Genomic DNA, 18,614 nt, shown 5'->3' with positions numbered 1-18,614 from the left:
TAACTCAAAGGAAAGGAAAAGACATGCTACGAAGCATATATGACACATTTGGCTATCCTGTGGAGGCTCTCGATGGAACCCTCGGTAAGGTAAAAGACTCCCTGTTCGATGACCGCCACTGGCGCTTACGCTACGTAGTGGTAGACACCGGACGCTGGCTTCCCGGTGAGAAAGTCCTGGTGAGCCCTCAGCACGCGAAACAACCTCAAACCGGATGGCAGGGGAAGCACTTCCCGGTCGAACTAACCAAGGAGCAGGTTAAGGGTGCTCCTAAACTCGACGAAAACAGCCCGGTATCGCGGCAGTACGAGCAGGAGTATGCTCGCTACTATCAACAAAGCCAACCGTATTGGTCCGGCCCCTACACTTGGGGATTTTCCCAAGAGCCTATTTTCGCGCCACCGAGCGACTCGGTTGCCCACCCATCGAAAGTGGAAAGATCCCAACACCGAGAGAATCTCGATAACATCGGAGAAAGCCACCTGCGGTCCGCAAGAGAAATCATCGGCTACGACATCCATGCCACCGATGAGAGTTTTGGACACGTGGAGGATTTCATAATCGACGATGAAAAATGGAAAATCCAATACCTCGTCATCGACACTCGAAACTGGCTGCCCGGACGTAAGTGCCTAATCGACATTGGCTGGCTCGAATCGGTCGATTACGAAGCAAACGAGGCGAGGGTCGATCTCTCCCGCAAGCAAATAGAACACGCTCCGGAATACGACCCTCAAGCCCCCATCAATCGGGACTTCGAGAAGAACCTGTATGACTACTACGGACGCCCTTACCACTGGGAGCGTGACGACACGCTACTGACCACGCCCATGTAGAAAGGCCGGCAGACTAAGCTCCACAAAGCGCGGTGGTAATACCAAGCTTCCACCCGACAACCTGTATCTAACATTCAAAGACGCTCCATAAAAATGACACCTATCACCGATATCGATCACACTAAGTCAAAAACCACACACGAAGTCCTACGCCTGATTCCCTACAGCATTTTCGCGATCGGAATAGGCTCGGACGAAGCTGTTTCCACCGCCCTCATCGCGAGCTGGGTCATGCAATGCTCCTTCAATCCGCCACGCGTCGCCGTCGCTATCCGCAAAGACAGCAACAGCCATCAACTAATGAGTGAAGAGAACAGGTTTACTGTAAACCTACTCAGCAAGCACCAAACCGATCTCGCGCGGATCCTCGTAAAGCCGCATGATCGGGACGAAGAAAAGATGACACACGTGCCTCACACTCTAAACGCGGCCGGAGTACCCGTCATCAAGGAGGCACTGGCCTACCTCGATTGCCAAACCGTCGACACCGTAGACGCTGGCGACCATTCGATCTTCATTGGGGAGGTGCTAGAATCTCACCAGATCGATGATGGTGATGTACTCACATGCGACCAAATCGGCTGGACCTACGCAGGATAGCAAAACATCGAGACCGTCTTAATTTTCAGCATTCATCGCGGTTGATGGCTCGGTTGCCATCATCCCGATCTCTCGCTGCCGTCCCGAATCGCCGCGAGGGCTTCGTAGGCCTGATCGACAGCATTCTCCCATCCCGCTTGGTCCACCTCCTCTAAGGCTTCGATTCTCCCTCTCAATCGCTCAAGCTTCGCTTCGGGAGCTTCTACTTCAGAACTCTCAAACATCGTGAGAGCTTGTTTAAGCCCACTAACGACATGAGCCCTATTCTCTTCGGAAAACGTCACTTCCTCTTCGATCGGCTTCGGCTCTTTTTGAGAAACCGGCTCCACATTATTCTCCTGGAATTCATGGCTCACCCGCCACCGCAACGACAATCCCACGATTGAAACGATTGCTACCGGGATGAAGATCCTGATGATATAACGGCGAAAGGTGTACGGCTTTTCCTTCAAGTTGCTCCCTCCTTTAGTTAATCAAGATTGGCTACGCATAGCTGAACTCACTTCTTGATCGTCAGCAGCTCGTTCCACCCCCGATTTGACTAGATCCTCATGCGAGCGAGATTCAACCCGCTCCTTCTCCTGCCGCACCTTTTCCTTTTCCTCAACGGGGCTCGCATCGCGCGAACCATCCTCTACTCGAGGATCTTCGTTACTTCGGTTTTCAAGCGGTTCGATCGCATCGGCCAATTCATCCCACTCTCTAGACTCGTGTCCAGCGATAGGTTGATCAGTTTCAGGTGAATGTGAGGGCTTTCCAGACTTCATAGTTTTTGAGGGGGTTGAGGTTTCGGTTCTGACAATCCGAGGAGCATTGTTGCCGATCGAATTTGATAACCTTGCACTGCCAAAATTGCGCCAACCTCCTCAATACGCCGGTATTCGCCGCCCCGCATCCCTCTTCCCCTACCAGCTCTCTTGAGGCGTTCTCGCAACGGCTAGCGTTCCCTAAAAAACATTCGGTTTCGTGAGCGGACGGACGATGCCACGCGACGTGCCTCTTCAATCCGAGCACTCTATGGTTTCACAACCGATCTATCGTTTCAGGAGAGAACGAAGACAACGCGCGAAGGTGTTTCGAAATATGGTTATCGCTTGTCTTGCAAATATCGGCGGACTGCACATTCCCGAAGACCTATCGGGAAGCCCTGGTCCAGACAGTTTCAAGGCGGTCTATATCGGCACTTTCTTATTCGAAAAAACTGTGCAGGAAAGTTACGAAGCTATCGACTTCAAATTGCTTTAACCGGTATCCATTCGCCCCCATCGCCGCAGCGCGTTCCATATCCAGCGGGTTGTCTGAATTCGTGAACATCACCACCACGGGGACTTCCCTGAACGCCTCGTTCTGCCGCACCCGCTTCAGGGTGTCAAAGCCGTTCAATTGAGGCATGTTGACGTCAAGCAACACCACCGCCGGGCAAGGCTCCTCATCCCGCTCCACCTTCTCCAAGTGGTCGAGAAGAGCGTGCCCGGAGTTGAGCGCCATAAACGGATTTTCCAAATTGGCGAAGGCATAGAGCCGACGCCCGATCTCCAAATCTATCTCGTTATCGTCCACCATTACGATAGGACGAGTTGTATCAACATTTTCGATTTTTTGGGTAACCATTAGTTTCAAGACTCTAATATGAATTTAAAGTGTACGCTGCTCTTATCAGATTCTATCCAAATGCGCCCAGAATGGAATTCGACAACCCGCTTGCAAATCGCCAGTCCTAAGCCAGTCCCCTCAACCTCTTGATTCAAACGTGTAAAGACTCGGAAAACGCGATCCTGCTCCGCGTCGACGATTGAAGAGCCAGTGTTGAAAACTCCGAGCGTCCAGCATCCCTCGTATCGCTCCGCAGTAAACGCCAAAGCCGTGCCCTTGCCCTGCGCATATTCGAGGGCATTTTCCACGAGATTTCGATAGAGGACCCTCACCAAGTTGCGGTAGACCTTGATCTCTGGCAGCTTGCCCAACGAAACCACCGCTTCCTTGGCTTCGATTAGAGGGGAGAACTCCTCGAGCACCTCCTGCACCAGCTGAAGCAGATCGGTTTTGTCCCGCACAGTGGTGCCCTCTCCCAAGTGGGAGAAAACGCGAAAGTCGGTAATTTGCTGCAAGGCACTGGCTGCCTCCTCCTTCACGGACTTCACGAACGAGGTCGCCTCACTTTCCTTAGAGTCCTGAAACGATAGCTCTAGCAAACTCGCTAGTCCAGAAATTCGAGTGAGTGGCTCGCGCAACTCGTGCGAAGAGATGTGAGCGAAATGCTTCAAGTCACGGTTCGCTTGAGAGAGGCTCTCGTTGGCTTCTAGAATCCGCCCTTCCTGTTCCTTGATCGCCCCACGCATCACTTTGAAAGAGGTTGCCAAGGTTCCAATCTCGTCGGAGCGAGCGTCCGGCAAATCCACATCGTCGCTGCCTTCTCCCAATCTACGCGCCGCTTGGGTGATCCTTTCAATGGGCCGTGTGATAAGGAGAGAAACTCCCAAGGCGCCGGCAAGGGCCAAACCCCAAAGCACCACCATGATCAGTACCGTCTTCCGGACGATTGAGTGTGAGGCTGAAACAACCTCTTCGAAACCGGCCGCCACACCATACAACAGCACCCTCCCGTCCTCCAAAGGACGCACTTTCCTCAGATGAAACCAAAAGCCTGACGGACGATCCTCTCGATTGATAGCCATGGTTATCGCCTCTTTGTCAGAATCACCAAAGTCTCCAATTTCCGGATACTCCTCTTGCACGCGGAATCGAGTCCCGAGATCGAACCCAAACGTTTTGTTTTCCTCCGGATGCAAGAGGAAGTCTCCCTCCGAATTGCACAAGTAGTGATCGAAACGAAGGGCGGTGTTACCCAGGAACTCCCTCGCGAAGCCCCGAAAATCCAAGTTGATGATCACGATTCCTCGGAATGTCTCATCATCATCGTACACAGGCATGGCCACCCTCAACATGGGTCGATAAGGCACCTCGATGCGGTTGTTCTCTCGATTCAGGTCGATGTCGGAATAATAGATTTCTCCCCGCTCGTTATCTCGCGTTTCCAAGAAATAGCTCCTTCGCCCCTTGACCTGAAGCTCAGCTTCGGAACGCCTGACGATTCGCTCGCCCTCGCGATCTAGTCGGACGACTTCCCTTCCTTCACCATCCACACCGATCAAGCGCACCTGCACGTAATGCGGCTTAGCAAGTAGCAAATGACGAAAGGTTTGAGCCAGGTCGTCCTTCATGTCCTCGATTGGGCGCGGCGATCTATTCAATAACTCTCTCACCCCTGGCAACCCGTGTAGCAACCGGATGTCATGGGAGACCTCCTTGAATGCATCGTTCAACCGCGCTACATCAGCCTCCACTCGCTGCTCCAGTACTTCAACCTCCAGATCAGCGATCGATTCGACGTACCCAAGGTACATAACCAAGCCGACTGCCAAGGCCGAAAACAAGGCCAAGCCGGAGGAAAGCAAACGGATCTTGGTAGCGATTTTCATCTCAATTAGGAAATATCAACGAACACTACCATCAAAGTGCAAGCTGCCCGTGGCATAATAATGTACGCTGATTGAATGCGAACTTGGACCGATACCGGTTAACGACGCGGTTCAGATCTCCACATCTACCGCCCTTATAGCTTAGGATACCCACTGTGGATTAAGCGCAATACGCATCAAAGTTTGGCGTTTTCAGGTCGAAGTATGAACAGTCATGCCACTACTCGCCACACAGACCTCCAAATCGAAAAATAGCCTTGTTCACAAGGAGAAGCAGAAATCCGTCAGTTTCTGGGAGGGTCAGCGTCTCGCGAAGGAAAAGGCCTACGAGAAGAAGGCGAAGAAATATAAGCTCAAGCTCGAGTCACTCGCCGTATTCACCCAGCAGCTCGCATCCATGCTGGAAGCTGGCCTTCCGCTGGTATCCGCCCTCGACGCGCTTCAAGACCAGACTGAAGACCCCGTCTTCCGTATCATCATCCGCGAAGTAAAGGCCGACGTCTCGCAAGGTAACAATTTCTCCGCAGCCTGCGGGAAGTTCCCTCGAGCTTTCAACAATCTCTTCATCTCCATGGTGGAAGCAGGTGAAGCCAGTGGCGGACTCGCTGAAATCCTCGGAAAAGTAGCGGGCTACTTCGAGGCGACGACTAAGCTGACCAAGAAAGTAAAGTCGGCCATGACCTATCCAGTCGCGGTCATTGCCCTCGCAATCATTCTCGTAAATGTGCTGCTCATTTTCGTGGTTCCGACCTTTGCGGATATGTTCACCGATTTCGGAGCCGAACTCCCTGGACCGACCCAATTCCTGATCGACCTATCCGACTTCCTAAAAGGAAACATCCTCTACATTATCGGAGCGGGCTTCGTCGGCTTCCAAGTCTGGAGTCGCTTCACGAAGACGCCCAAAGGGCGTCGCTTCCGCGATAAAATGGTAATCAAGATGCCTGTCTTCGGTAACCTCATCATAAAGATCACACTTTCACGTTTTTGCCGCACCTACGCTACCTTGCTCCGCTCCGGCGTACCGATCCTCCGTTGTTTGGAAATCGTCGCCGCCTCGTCCGGCAAAACCCAAGTCGAGGACGCATGTCGTTTGATCACCAAGAACATCTCCGAAGGGGGACAGGTCTCCGACACCATCGAGCGTATCCACTTCTTCCCTCCGATGATGAAGCACATGTCACGTGCCGGTGAACAAACGGGTAACGTAGACGGCATGATGAATAAGATCGCAGACTTCTACGATACAGAGGCTGATTCCATTATAGCGGCCCTGACTTCCCTGATCGAGCCGATGCTCATCGTATTCCTCGGGGTGGTAGTCGGCGGTATCGTGATGGCTATGTTCATGCCAATCTTCCAACTCTCTTCCATCGTCGGAAGCTAAGCTCTCCCCATGCCGCTCTCATCCTACGGATGAGAAAAGGCTGGCGATGCTGCCAACTGGTCTTTCAATCTGCCGCAACGACACACCCATCGATGCAATCCATTCTCATAGTAGACGACCTCGAGTCCATTCACGAAATGCTCGACGCGGTCATTCAGCCAATCGGCTATAACACCGCATTCGCCACCGACGGCGAAATAGCCCTGCAGAAGATTCGCGAGGAGCACTACGACATAGTTCTGACGGACATCAACATGAAGCCGATGGACGGCCTCGCCCTCCTTGCCCAAATCAGGGAGGCCGATCCTAATGCCATCGTCATCATGATGTCTGGCTACGCTAACATCGATAACGCGACCCAAGCCCTCAAGCTCGGCGCCTTCGACTTCCTTACCAAGCCCTTCAAGGTCGACCAGCTCATGAACTCCATAGCTCGAGCCTCGACCGAGGGAAAAAAGCGGCGACAATCCGGCGAGGCTGCTGCAGCCCAAAACTCAATCCTTCTCTCCGGCGACTCCGAAGCCAACAAATCCTTTATCGAGCGCCTCAACCGCGCCGCAAAACTCCCCACGCCGCTGCTCATCAATGGAGACTCGGGCACGCAAAAAGCGAACATCGCTGCCCTCGTACACGCAAAAAGCGACCGGGCCGACGAGGCATTCGTCGCCATCGACGCCAAAAAGGCAGAGCCTGGCGAGCTAGCCGGATTGCTCTTCGATAGCGAGGGAGCTCCGAGTGAAACCATACTTTCCGCCCAAGGAGGATTCATCTTCTTCGCTAATATAGACTCGGTGCCTAACGAACTGCAAGCGGCCCTCGGTACCTTGATCCGCGACCTAAAAGGCGATACCCGCGTCATATGCTCCAGCAGCCGCGACCTCGAAAAACTCGTAGAAGCCGGAAAGTTCGAGGACGGACTCTACTTCCGCATCGCAAATAATGCCTTGCAAGTGCCCGCCTTGCGTGATCGCCCGGAAGACATCCCGGCCCTTGCGCTCGCATACTTCGCCCAAAACCGCCTACCTTTTAACGCACTCGGCGAAGGTGCTTCCGCCCTGATGCAAGGATACCGCTGGCCGGGCAATTACACCGAATTTCAGGAAGTCCTTTCCGCCGCTGCGGAGGTAGCCGAAGGACAAACCATCCGAGAAGGAGACTTGCCCGAAAAGCTGCGCGACATCTCCAGCTGGCCCAACCTCGACTCCTACCTCGCCGAGCAAGCCGATCGCTATAAAAAGTCGGTCCTCAAAGCCTGCCAAGGAGACACTGAGAAAGCGGCCAAAATATTGGGCATCGATGCAGCCGATCTCTAGTCAGCCGAATCAATAAGTTTCTCAAACAAGGTCCACTCTACAGTGGGTCTTTTTCGTGTCCTAACTTCGCTTGCTTTACCCCCCGCTAATCAGGCGGAGTCGACAAAAACCGACAGATGCAGACGTCGGTGCGTTCGGCCCTACGCTCCTACAGCTCGATCTCTAGCTTCTGCTGCACCTCGCCCACTTCGTCTCGGATCGAGACTTTCGCCATACGGTTCGCCCAATCGATCTCCAACATACCAAAGCTATTCTGGTGAAATACCTCTCCCACCCGGTGCCGGTTAGGCTCGCCCGAAAAGCTTGTCCAAGAATGCGTCAAACTACTGGAGGTGAGCTCGTACAAAGGCGTCTCCCGGCCCGGAAGATCCAGTTTCGAAAACTCAGAGATATGCCGATCTCCGCTCAAAAACAGTACCGGGCCCGTCTCGTACTTCACCAATCGCTCGAAGAACCAAGTTCGAGCTGACGGAAACTGAGCCCACTTTTCGTACTTGTGATCCTCGGGAATTACTTGCGTCCCTGAGGTCACGATCGTCAATGCCGCCTCGTTTGCGGAAAGTTCCCGCTCGATCCAAGACCGCTGGGCCGCCCCAAAAATGTCCCCATCTTCTTGCTTAGGGTTGTCGCGATGGCTCCTCACATCGATCAACAGGAGCTTTACGCTCTTTTCTCCTACACCGAAGTCGTAGGACGCGTAAACTCCCTCCTGCTTCCGGCGCCGGCTCTCGCTCGGCTCGTCCAGAAAATCCAACAACGCCTTTTGTGCGACGGCTTTTCCGTGCCATTCCCTGCCCCCGTTGTTCTTCCCGAAGTCGTGATCATCCCAAGTGCCATACACGCTCGCCGACTCTCTGAGCTTCTCGTACTTCGGATGAGCCTTCACTTTTGCATACGCCGCTGCCAACACCTCGCCATCATCCGTATCCCCGTAAATATTGTCACCCAGCCAAACCCACGCGTCCGGATCGCTTGCCACAATAGCATCCCAAATCGGAGCCGGTTGGTCCTGATGCAGGCAGGAGCCAAAAGCGATTCGCTCAACGATCTCCTCCGCAAATCCGCCACTCTGCCCGAAAGCCACACACACTGCCAAAACCGCGGCAGTCACAATTGAAGCGTTATATCTCATTACTGACTAGAGATAAGCCTTACGCTCAGTGGTCCAACCTCATTTGAGCTCGGCGCAAACTTGTAGCATGCATGCGCGAAGCTTTTTTCGCCCTTCCACTCGGTCCGGTTCCCAAATCCGCTTGCACAAACATGCGATTCTCGTCTTTTCACCCTTGCCGAGAGCCTCACCTGTCCGTGAACTCTCACAAATTTTTTTGCCATGCCGAAAAGAACAGACATCGAGAGCATCCTAATCATAGGCGCCGGTCCCATCATCATTGGCCAAGCCTGCGAATTCGACTACTCAGGCACCCAAGCCTGTAAAGCGCTCAAGGAAGAGGGCTACCGAGTCATTCTGGTGAATAGCAACCCCGCTACCATCATGACCGACCCCGAGTTCGCCGATGTCACTTACATCGAGCCGCTCACTGTCGACGCGGTAGAGAAGATCATCGCGAAAGAGCGTCCCGACGCCCTGCTCCCTACCCTAGGAGGACAAACCGCGCTTAACCTCTCCCTCGAGCTAGAAGCCGCCGGCATCCTCCACGAGTACGGAGTGGAAATGATCGGCGCTCGTCCGGACGCCATCAAGAAAGGCGAAGACCGCGAGCTCTTCAAGGAGGCGATGCTCAAGATCGGTCTCGACGTAGCCCACTCCCGCACCGTCAACTCCCTCGAGGAAGCACGCCAAGCAGCCAAGGAACTGGGCAGCTACCCGCTCATCATTCGCCCGAGTTTCACCATGGGCGGCTCCGGCGGCGGCATCGCCTACAACCGCGAAGAGTTTGAAGACATCGTCGAAAACGGACTCGACCTCTCCCCCGTGCATGAAGTCCTAGTCGAGGAATGTCTACTCGGCTGGAAGGAGTACGAGATGGAAGTCATGCGTGACCGCAAGGACCAGTGCGTCGTCATCTGTTCCATCGAGAACTTCGACCCGATGGGCGTGCACACTGGCGACTCCATCACCGTAGCTCCTGCCATGACCCTCTCGGATCGCGAGTACCAGTCCATGCGCGACGCCTCCTTCGCGGTCATCCGCGAGATCGGGGTCGAAACCGGCGGCTCCAATATCCAATTTTCCGTCTGCCCAGATACGGGACGCATGGTCGTTATCGAGATGAACCCGCGCGTCTCTCGCTCCTCCGCCCTCGCCTCAAAGGCGACCGGCTTCCCGATCGCCAAGTTCGCCGCAAAGCTGGCCGTCGGCTACAGCCTAGACGAGATCCAGAACGACATCACCAAGGCGACTCCCGCTTCCTTCGAGCCATCGATCGACTACGTCGTCACCAAGATCCCACGTTTCACTTTCGAAAAATTCCCTGGTACCGACGATACACTCACTTCTGCCATGAAGTCCGTGGGCGAGGCCATGGCGATCGGCCGTACCTTCAAGGAATCTTTCCAAAAGGCCCTTCGCTCCCTCGAGACTGGAGCATTCGGTTTCGGAGTCGGCGGCAAACTAGGTGGCAATGATCTCCCTTCTGAAGAAGAAATAAATGGCAAGCTCGTACGTCCCAATACCGACCGCGTCTTCTACATCCGATACGCCCTCAAGAAAGGATACAGCCTCGAGCAGCTTTTCGAGCTGACCAAGATCGATCCTTGGTTCCTCACCCAACTCAAGCAGCTCTCCGACCTCGAGGACCAGCTCGCGAGCGAGAAGCTGGACACCGTTTCGACACCGTTACTTCGCAAAGCTAAGGAGTATGGCTTCTCCGACCGCCAGCTGGGTGTACTCTTCGGAGAAGACTGGAAAGCGGTCAACACCGCCCGTCAGGCCAAAGGCATCAACACCGTCTTCCGCCTTGTCGACACCTGCGCAGCGGAATTCGAAGCCAAGACGCCTTACTACTACTCTTCCTACGGCGACGAAAACGAGGTCATCCCTTCTGACAAGAAGAAGATCATGATCATCGGTGGTGGGCCAAACCGCATCGGCCAAGGTATCGAGTTCGACTACTGTTGCGTGCACGCTTCCTTCGCCCTGCAAGAGCTCGGCTACGAGTCGGTCATGATCAACTCAAACCCGGAAACCGTCTCCACAGACTACGACACCTCCGACAAGCTCTACTTCGAACCCCTCACCCTCGAAGACGTTCTCGAAGTTTACCAGCAGGAAGGCTGCGAAGGCGCCATCGTCCAGTACGGCGGCCAAACCCCGCTCAATCTCGCCACCGAGCTCAAGGCTAACGGAGTCAACATCATCGGCACCTCGCCCGAGAGCATCGACGCCGCCGAAGACCGCGAACTCTTCAAGCGGATCCTCGACGAAACCGGCCTAAAGCAGCCGGACAATAAAACGGTTCTCAACGAGAAAGAGGCCTACGAGATGGCCGACCAAGTCGGCTTCCCCCTGCTACTTCGCCCATCCTTCGTACTTGGTGGCCGCGGCATGTTCATCGTTCACACCATGGAAGAAATGAAGGCCGTCATCCGCGAAGCCTTCGACGCCTCGCCCGACAAGCCCGTTCTCCTCGACAAGTTCCTCGAAGACGCAATCGAGCTCGACGTGGATTGCATTTCCGACGGCGAAACCTCCGTAATTGGCGGCATGCTCGAACATATCGAGTATGCGGGTGTTCACTCCGGTGATGCCGCTATGGTGCTTCCACCGCACACCCTCAAGCCCGCCATGATCGAAACCGTTCGCCAAGCGAGCTTCAAGCTTGCCAAGGCACTCAAGGTCATCGGTCTAATGAACATACAGTTCGCCATAAAAGGCGACGACCTCTACGTGCTCGAGGTCAACCCTCGCGCCTCTCGTACCGTACCGTTCGTTTCAAAGGCCATCGGCAAGCCCCTCGCCAAGATCGCTGCCAAGGTCATGACCGGCAAAAAACTCAGCGAGCTCGACTTCACCGAGGAACTCACGCCCAAGCATTGGTGCATCAAGGAAGCTGTCTTCCCCTTCGTCCGCTTCCCCGGCTCTACTATTCGCCTCGGACCGGAGATGCGCTCCACCGGCGAGGTCATGGGACTGGATACCGACTTCGGTATCGCTTTCGCCAAGACCCAAGCCGCTGCCAAGCCTGGCCTGCCGACCAAAGGAAATGTCTTCCTATCGGTCAAGGACGCCGACAAGCCACGCGCTCTCGACATTGCCCGCAACCTCAGCTCTCTCGGCTTCAACATCTATTCCACGAGCGGAACCGCTAAGTTCCTCATCGAGAACGGCCTGGAAGTTAAGAAGCTCTTCCGTATCGCAGAGGGACGTCCAAACGTGGTGGATATGATTAAGAACGATGAAATCCAGATGATCATCAACACGCCATCCGGCATGATCCCACGCAAAGACGAGAACCACATGCGATCTATCGCTTGGGGCCACAACGTCTGTATCATGTCTACCATTACAGGTGCCGAAGCTGCAGTGTCGGGCATCAAGTCGCTCAGCAAGCAAGACTACGAAGTCCGCTCCGTTCAATCCTACGTGGCTGGAAGCGTTAAGAACGTCTAGTTGCTACTCGTTTCAACGACGCGCTGGACCTGCGCATACAGCAGGTTCAGCCGCGCGTCGCTCTTCTCGGCCAAGGCTTTTTCAATCGTGGTCATCGCGAATCGATACTGCTTGTTGTCAATCAAAGCCCGAGCCTTCGAGACGAGCGCGTTATATCGCATTGAGGGATTCGTCGCCGCTCGATCGTAGTAAACGATGGCTTGGTCCGTCTGACCTTGGCGTACGTTGATCTCAGCAAGCTTCATCAAAGCGTATCCATTAAACGGATCCAACTCGATACCTGTTAGGTAAGTGCGTTCCGCAGAATCGAGATCATCGCGAAAGTAAGCGAACTCTGCAGTGAGAAACCGGAAAAGCGTTTTGTCCTCGGAATTCCAATCCGCACCTTCCTCGGTAATCAAATCTAGGATCTGCTCGGCGAAGTCATGCTGGTCGTTGAAGACCAGATACCGCACCGCGTTTAACAATTCTCGCTCCTGCAACTCACCAGAGCGACTAGACGCCGCAAGAAAGACTTCTTTGGCGCGATCAAAGATGCGGGCTTCAAGATAGATATTGCCCAACAGGTAGAGGGCATCGTCGTCAACTTCACTGAAGCGACGGGCAATCTCAATGCAACGGGCCGTTTTCAACGGTTCATCCAAGGCGAGCCAAGCATTGGCCTTGAGCAACCAGAATTCTCCGTTATCGGGCTGAGTCCGTATCAAGTCATCGAAAATGGAAATCGCCTCCTGAAAACGCGCTGTCTCGAAGTACGCTTGGCCCAAGCCTTCCGCCCAATCCGTCTGCTCCGGATCGAAAAGCATCGCATAGTGGTAAGCGGTCTCTGCGGACCGATAGCGACCGAGCTGAAGATGGCAGTAGCCCAAGATGCCATAGGTCATCGAATCGTTGGCTCCGAAACGCACGCTGTTCGACAGAGCTTCGGCGGCTTCATCGTAGTTGCCCTGCTTATACCGGGCGAGACCGAGAGCATTCCATGCTCTTTGGAAAGTCGGGTGCTTTCCGACTGCAGCGAGGTATTGAATCTCCGCTTGGAAATAATTCGAGTTCTTGAAATATAAATTTCCTAGCGCGTGATTGAACGCCCCAGAAATCGGAGTCCCACTATTCAATAAGTCGTTCAAGTAGCTGTAGGCGAAATTGATATCGGTGCCTATCAAGCTGTAGACCTTTTCAAGAATCTCTCGTTCTACCACCGTGACCGATGGCTCAGGGCTGTCTACCGCTTCATAACCTTGCTCGATCCGCTCCGCAAAATCCTTGTTGGTTAGCCGGGGCATCTTGATCTTGTCCTGAGCGAAGGCAGAGGTGACCAATATACAAAGAGCGAGTGATGGGATTAGTTTAGGCATGGGCTATAATGAGAAAGGGCTACTGGAACCGGCTGCGAAGGAGATCGTTTGTTGCACCCAACATGGCACGGGCTTGCCGTCTTTGGTCGCGGGCTTGAACCGCCAAGTTGCGATCGCGTCCCGAGCTGCTTCGCCGTAGGTCGGGTCCTCAGATGTGGAACTGAGAACGCTCGGACGCTCCGTGCGACCGTTCGCGTTCACGTAATAAAAAAGAATGACCTCCACCGCTTCTCCACGCAAAGCAAGCGGGACCCTCGGCGGAGCAGAATAACGAATACGCGGGGCCACATCGACGTTGGCTTGATCGTAGATCGCAAAACTTTCGAACTCGGACAAGCCTGGTGCCGCAGCTTGGAAATCTCGGTCCAAATCGAAATTCAAAGAAACGTCCGCAGAAACATCCGAATCGATCGCGATGTCCAAGGGACGCAAATCGAGCACAGGTTCGCTTTCGATCGGGTCCACGTTGAGAGAAGTGGTATCGACTGAGATCGGCGTGTCCGGCGAAACAGAGCGCGTCTCTACGAAGTTCTGCGGCGGAGCAAGATAGTAAACAGGCTTCTCCGCTTCATTTCTTAGCTGCAAATCCCAGACGTGCACTCCAGTGCTGGCGATCGCAGCGAAAACCGCAGCCGTCGCTAACAACGAACCCAAGTGGGAACGCAATGTCATGCGGCTTCTACGATACTCTGTCTCGATGGGAACCATATAGATTATTGCTCAAACAAGGGTAACTCGTCGGTGGAAAAATAGACGTCAGCACCTGCCGTCTTCGCCTCGCCATAGACCTTGGCAAAAATGTCCAAGCCGATGCTCTTGTCCGCTTGAATAATAACCGAAGCCCGCTCTGCCGCGAGGGCACGATAAATGAGAGGGCGAACAGCGGAGAGGCTGATCTCCCTGCCTCCATGAAAGATTCGCTCGTCCGAGCTGATCCCGATCATGATGCTATCCTGCTCCAAAGGCACGGAACCAGAGGCCTCCGGTCGGTCCACCTCGATTCCAGTCTCCTGCAGAAACACCGTCGTCAAAATAAAGAATATAAGCAAAATGAATACACAGTCGATCATGGGCGACAGGTTGATATCGACTTTCTCGTCGCCGCTGCTTCTCAGTAGGTCTTTAATCATTGTCTTCGAATCTTGAATCTTCTGTCGCTGCAACCTTGTGGTCGAGCAGCTCCAGTTCCCGGCGATTCGCTACCCGGCGAATCCAATAAACGAAAAAGAGTGCAGGGATCGCGATGGTGAGACCGGTCTGCGTAGTGATGAGGGATTTCTTCACGCCCTCAGCCACCAGTAAAGTCGTTTGGTGCCCAGCCCTTTGGGAGAGACCGTTGAACATTTCTAGCATTCCTAGCACCGTACCGAGCAATCCGAGCAATGGCGCTGCAACGAGAAGCACCCCTGCAAAACGCAGACGGTTCTTCATAAACTCGCGAAACTGCATCTGCACCTCTTCATAACGAACTAATAACAGCTCCAATGGAGAGGTGACCAAACCGCTCCGCCCAGTCGCCTTCGCGCTCGGCAAATTGTCTCGGCCTACAAACTCATGTAGTCGAATCTTCATGACATAAAGCAGGATCGCGATCACCTGCCAATAGAGCACATAAGATAGCAAAGCCAAAAGGTACATCACCGGACCTCCGGACTTCAACGACGCCACAAAACTAGAGAGAGCATCCATAACAGCTGCTCACTTCGCTTGGGCGAGTTCGAGATTTGTCGTTTCTACGAAGTCGAAGGCAACCTGCTCCAGGGCGACGATTCGCGAGCGGATCAAACGCGAGAATAAACCATGCAAAATCAAAGTTGGAATCGCCACGATCAAACCGAGCTCCGTTGTTATCAAGGCTTCAGAAATGCCCGCCGAAAGCGCGTTCGGTGCCCCCGCGCCATAAAGCGTTATGAGAGCAAAAGTCTTGATCAAGCCTACCACTGTACCGAGTAATCCGAGAAGCGGAGAAGCCGCAGCGGTAATCGCCAAGAAGGGCAAATAACGCTCCATCCTAGGCTTAGCCCGCAGAACGACGCTTAGCATGGTCTCTTCTAGTAGAAGAGCGTTCTTGTTCATGTTTCGTATACCCGTCGCCATGACTTCGCTCGCGACGCCGCGAATCTCCGCTGCTTTCGCAATGGCTTTTTGCGATCCTACTTCGTGAGCGAGACGCGACAATTCAGCGATGTCATCTGTAGATGGAGTGGAAAATCCTTTGAGGTCTCGAATTTTCAGCAGGCTCACCAAGGCAGCTGCTAGTCCCAAGGCTAAGATTACATAACCGACGAGTCCACCCCGTCTCAAGTGCGTGAATACATCTCCCTTCGATTTTTCTAGGGCGAGGGCATCGCCCAAGGTCGGATCCAAAGGGATAGTCCCGTCTCCTGTGCTTATAAAGCTCGCCAGATTACTGCCTTGCTCACCTTCGAGAAAGGTGACCCCGGGTTCGATCGCACCGGAGTGATAGCTCAACACCCCGGCCCTTTCGCCCCCATCCTCCAGAAAAAATCCACTGGGCCCCCAGACCACGACTTGGCCTGGGTGGATCGCCCCTTCTCCGTCGATAGCCTTACCGGAGAAAATCGCCCCACCAAGAACCGCCTCGTTGCGCTCCAAAGAAAGCTCCAAGGTTTTGACTAAGCCTTCGAACTGCGTCGCCAACGGCTGGTCAGAGGAAGCCTGAGCTCGAATACTCTCCAGCTCGTCGAAGTAGCGCTGGCTTTCCGCCAAACTGATGCGGCTATCGAACTTGCTCAAAAAGGTATCGAAAGCGGAACGCACGTACTCGACTTGATCCTGCAGGGACTTTCCTTCCTTGTTCAGTCCGGCGATCTCTTCCGAGACTCTTTCGTTCAAAAACCGGTAGCTCTCCACCTCCGCACGCAGCTGCAAGTTTCGTTCTTCCAAGCTGCTCATGCGCACGACCAAGGGCGTCTTTTCGTCAGCGATCTGCTTCTCTAGCATTTGATATTCTTGCAAGCTCGCATCGACCAACCCCTTCATCTCATCCGCGATCTGCGCCGCATCTTGAGCGAAGCACAGAGCGGGAAGCGTGAGCAGCGGAACAGCTATAATCCGAATTTTCTCAAATAAGGTACGCATCGGGGAGTGTGTGGATTTTTCCATTACGAGTTTTGAGGGGGCTCAGATTCTTAGCCTAGGGAGGCTGGTACTTCGATCAGATGCGGGTCTTCCGATTCCGTTTCGTAACTTTCTATCAGATCCAATACCTCTGCGAAGATCCCGTCGCGTTGCTGCCACTCCCAACCTGAAGCACTCGGCTGGATGATCCATGCGCGACCGTTCGCCTCATCGAGGCCATAGGCAATCGCCAGTCCCCAATACAAGACGCGCACACTCACCTCTCCCCCTTCCGGCCCCGGTCGCGCCACACGGCGGCTCGTGAGCGAATTACTGAATCGATCGATCGCAGTGAACGACGCAACAAGGCTTTGAGTGCGCGACGTGACAGGCGCGTTCGCTGCATCGACCTTCGCCAAATGCGTCCTAACTTCTTTGCGCAGCGGCTCTGGCAGGCGTGGCAACAGTAGCTTCAACTTGGTTTCCAAGGTACGCAAAGGCTCGACTAACCCTTCCAAGCCCTCGCGGTTCTCGTCGACCAGGCCCTGCATGCGATCCCGGTTCGCAGTGTAGATTTTACTCGCCTCTTCGTTCGACTCGATCCCTCGAGTTAAGGTCAGCTGCTCTGCTTCCAATATTTGAATCGACCCCTCCAATAGCTTTCTCTCGCTTTGCCAATCGTTCTTTGATTTGGCGATTTGAGACTGAAGCTCGATCCAACGATCTGTGTCCGATTCTATGGCCGAAATGCGGCTGGCATCCGTCTGGCCAAAGCCCTCCCAAACGAACAAAATCGCTACTATATACAAAACACGCGTGCGAGCGGTGCGCAGAGTGAGGCCAAAACCGTGTGACATAGGCAAAATGGGTGGGATGAAAAAACAGAGGCTCCCTCACGAAGTGACGAAGCAAGTCGAGCCGGAAAGGCACACGACCTAGAGTGTACAGTAGAAGCAAGACAGAGCATGTCAATCGCATGCAAGACAAAGAGATGTATCAACCATTAGACAGTTCCTGAATTGCTTCAGCCTCCATCGCTTACCCACTCACAAAAGCTTGCTTCCGAAACCAAGTTCAATTGCTTCCTTAACCCTCTCTTATCTTTCGAAATCTTACTTCACAGCCCGATGAGCCCATTCTCCAGCCGCCTCGTAGCCTTACTCTCCGGCCCCGACCAAAAAGGACTTGTATCCAAAGTTTCAGGATGGATCTTCGACAATAGTGGAAATATCATTCACGCGGACCAACACCGCGACGCGCAAGCTGGAATTTTCTTCCAACGTGTGGAATGGTCTGTCGATGAGGGAACCGATTCACGGGATACTGCAAAAGCATTCCAGGCCTTCGGTGATTCAATCGGAATGAAGACAAAGGTCGCCATCTCCGGCGAAAAACCGAAGGTCGCAATCTTCGTCTCGAAGTTCGACCACTGCTTTCACGACCTTATTCTTCGCTGGAAGTCAGGCGAATACCCGTGTGAGATCTCTCTGATCGTTTCTAACCACCGAGACCTCGAGGGAGTATCCCGAACCTACGGTATCCCTTTCAACTTCATCCCCGTAAACAAGGCAAACAAAGCCGAAGCTGAAGCTGAGCAGCTCGCTCTCCTCAAAAAAGAAGAAATCGAATTGGTGGTCATGGCTCGCTACATGCAAGTTCTCAGTGCCAAATTTCTGGATACATTCGGAAGGCCAGTCATAAACATTCACCACAGCTTCCTGCCTGCCTTCGCTGGGGCGAAACCTTACCACCAAGCCCATAGCCGCGGTGTCAAGCTGATCGGCGCCACTGCACATTATGCGACGCCGGATCTTGACCAAGGTCCCATCATCCATCAAAGCGTCGCCCACGTAACCCACCGCAACAGTGTAGAAGACCTCGTTCGAAAGGGCCGTAACCTCGAGAAGCTCACGCTGGCCCAAGCCGTCGGCTGGCACCTCGAAAACCGAATCCTAGTCTACGAAAATAAGACCGTCGTTTTCGACTAGCC

The 18,614-nt window shown here is 53.9% G+C and carries 17 protein-coding genes; 6 read left to right on the top strand and 11 right to left on the bottom strand.

Features of this window, described 5'->3' with window-relative positions; translation table 11 throughout:
* The first annotated feature begins 23 nt into the window (after positions 1 to 23).
* A complete protein-coding gene (locus QEH53_RS04440; RefSeq protein WP_309021929.1) occupies positions 24 to 836 on the top strand; it encodes a PRC-barrel domain-containing protein in 813 nt (270 codons plus the stop codon).
* Positions 837 to 929: 93 nt separating this feature from the next.
* Complete coding sequence (locus tag QEH53_RS04435) at positions 930 to 1,436, top strand: flavin reductase family protein (protein ID WP_309021928.1); 507 nt, start codon at positions 930 to 932, stop codon at positions 1,434 to 1,436.
* 59 nt (positions 1,437 to 1,495) lie between these two features.
* On the opposite strand, the gene QEH53_RS04430 is transcribed toward QEH53_RS04435, so the two are convergent.
* The 4 genes from QEH53_RS04430 to QEH53_RS04415 form a co-directional block, all read right to left on the bottom strand.
* A complete protein-coding gene (locus tag QEH53_RS04430; protein WP_309021927.1) occupies positions 1,496 to 1,888 on the bottom strand; it encodes a hypothetical protein in 393 nt (130 codons plus the stop codon).
* 21 nt (positions 1,889 to 1,909) lie between these two features.
* On the bottom strand, positions 1,910 to 2,203 hold the full coding sequence (locus tag QEH53_RS04425; protein WP_309021926.1) for a hypothetical protein: 294 nt from the start codon (positions 2,201 to 2,203) through the stop codon (positions 1,910 to 1,912).
* 421 nt (positions 2,204 to 2,624) lie between these two features.
* A complete protein-coding gene (locus tag QEH53_RS04420) occupies positions 2,625 to 3,047 on the bottom strand; it encodes a response regulator (RefSeq protein WP_309021925.1) in 423 nt (140 codons plus the stop codon).
* Positions 3,048 to 3,052: 5 nt separating this feature from the next.
* Positions 3,053 to 4,915, bottom strand: coding sequence for an ATP-binding protein (locus QEH53_RS04415; RefSeq protein WP_309021923.1), 1,863 nt, complete (start codon positions 4,913 to 4,915; stop codon positions 3,053 to 3,055).
* Between the two features lie 214 nt (positions 4,916 to 5,129).
* Between QEH53_RS04415 and QEH53_RS04410 the strand changes: the two genes are divergently transcribed.
* Together QEH53_RS04410 and QEH53_RS04405 are read left to right on the top strand one after the other, a co-directional pair.
* Positions 5,130 to 6,302 carry a type II secretion system F family protein gene (locus QEH53_RS04410; RefSeq protein WP_309021922.1) on the top strand — a complete coding sequence of 391 codons (1,173 nt, stop codon included), beginning with the start codon at positions 5,130 to 5,132 and terminating at the stop codon, positions 6,300 to 6,302.
* Positions 6,303 to 6,394: 92 nt separating this feature from the next.
* On the top strand, positions 6,395 to 7,615 hold the full coding sequence (locus QEH53_RS04405; protein WP_309021921.1) for a response regulator: 1,221 nt from the start codon (positions 6,395 to 6,397) through the stop codon (positions 7,613 to 7,615).
* Between the two features lie 148 nt (positions 7,616 to 7,763).
* On the opposite strand, the gene QEH53_RS04400 is transcribed toward QEH53_RS04405, so the two are convergent.
* A complete protein-coding gene (locus QEH53_RS04400; protein WP_309021920.1) occupies positions 7,764 to 8,747 on the bottom strand; it encodes an alkaline phosphatase D family protein in 984 nt (327 codons plus the stop codon).
* A gap of 201 nt (positions 8,748 to 8,948) precedes the next feature.
* On the opposite strand from QEH53_RS04400, the gene carB reads away from it, so the two are divergent.
* On the top strand, positions 8,949 to 12,188 hold the full coding sequence (carB, locus tag QEH53_RS04395; RefSeq protein ID WP_309021919.1) for a carbamoyl-phosphate synthase large subunit: 3,240 nt from the start codon (positions 8,949 to 8,951) through the stop codon (positions 12,186 to 12,188).
* Here carB and QEH53_RS04390 read toward each other — a convergent pair.
* Genes QEH53_RS04390 through QEH53_RS04365 form a run of 6 tightly spaced genes read right to left on the bottom strand, consistent with a single transcriptional unit; the run spans position 12,185 to position 17,481 of the window.
* Complete coding sequence (locus tag QEH53_RS04390; protein ID WP_309021917.1) at positions 12,185 to 13,543, bottom strand: tetratricopeptide repeat protein; 1,359 nt, start codon at positions 13,541 to 13,543, stop codon at positions 12,185 to 12,187. The genes carB and QEH53_RS04390 overlap by 4 nt on opposite strands.
* A 3-nt stretch (positions 13,544 to 13,546) precedes the next feature.
* Positions 13,547 to 14,215, bottom strand: a complete 669-nt coding sequence (locus tag QEH53_RS04385; protein WP_309021916.1) for a TonB family protein — start codon at positions 14,213 to 14,215, stop codon at positions 13,547 to 13,549.
* 41 nt (positions 14,216 to 14,256) lie between these two features.
* Positions 14,257 to 14,673 carry a biopolymer transporter ExbD gene (locus QEH53_RS04380; RefSeq protein WP_309021915.1) on the bottom strand — a complete coding sequence of 139 codons (417 nt, stop codon included), beginning with the start codon at positions 14,671 to 14,673 and terminating at the stop codon, positions 14,257 to 14,259.
* Positions 14,666 to 15,232 carry a MotA/TolQ/ExbB proton channel family protein gene (locus tag QEH53_RS04375; protein WP_309021914.1) on the bottom strand — a complete coding sequence of 189 codons (567 nt, stop codon included), beginning with the start codon at positions 15,230 to 15,232 and terminating at the stop codon, positions 14,666 to 14,668. The genes QEH53_RS04380 and QEH53_RS04375 overlap by 8 nt, the downstream gene beginning before the upstream one ends.
* A gap of 9 nt (positions 15,233 to 15,241) precedes the next feature.
* Positions 15,242 to 16,645, bottom strand: coding sequence for a MotA/TolQ/ExbB proton channel family protein (locus QEH53_RS04370; protein WP_309021913.1), 1,404 nt, complete (start codon positions 16,643 to 16,645; stop codon positions 15,242 to 15,244).
* A 50-nt stretch (positions 16,646 to 16,695) separates the two neighbouring features.
* The gene (locus QEH53_RS04365) at positions 16,696 to 17,481 is read right to left on the bottom strand and encodes a DUF3450 family protein (protein ID WP_309021912.1); all 786 of its coding nucleotides are present in this window, start codon (positions 17,479 to 17,481) and stop codon (positions 16,696 to 16,698) included.
* 270 nt (positions 17,482 to 17,751) lie between these two features.
* Between QEH53_RS04365 and purU the strand changes: the two genes are divergently transcribed.
* A complete protein-coding gene (purU, locus tag QEH53_RS04360) occupies positions 17,752 to 18,612 on the top strand; it encodes a formyltetrahydrofolate deformylase (protein ID WP_309021911.1) in 861 nt (286 codons plus the stop codon).
* Positions 18,613 to 18,614 lie beyond the last annotated feature (2 nt).

Origin of the sequence: Pelagicoccus sp. SDUM812002 (assembly GCF_031127835.1) — a bacterium.
In the GTDB taxonomy this organism is placed as follows: Bacteria; Verrucomicrobiota; Verrucomicrobiia; order Opitutales; family Opitutaceae; genus Pelagicoccus.
The sequence above is the reverse complement of the archived record's forward strand: the minus strand, read 5'-3'. Positions and strand labels throughout refer to the sequence as shown.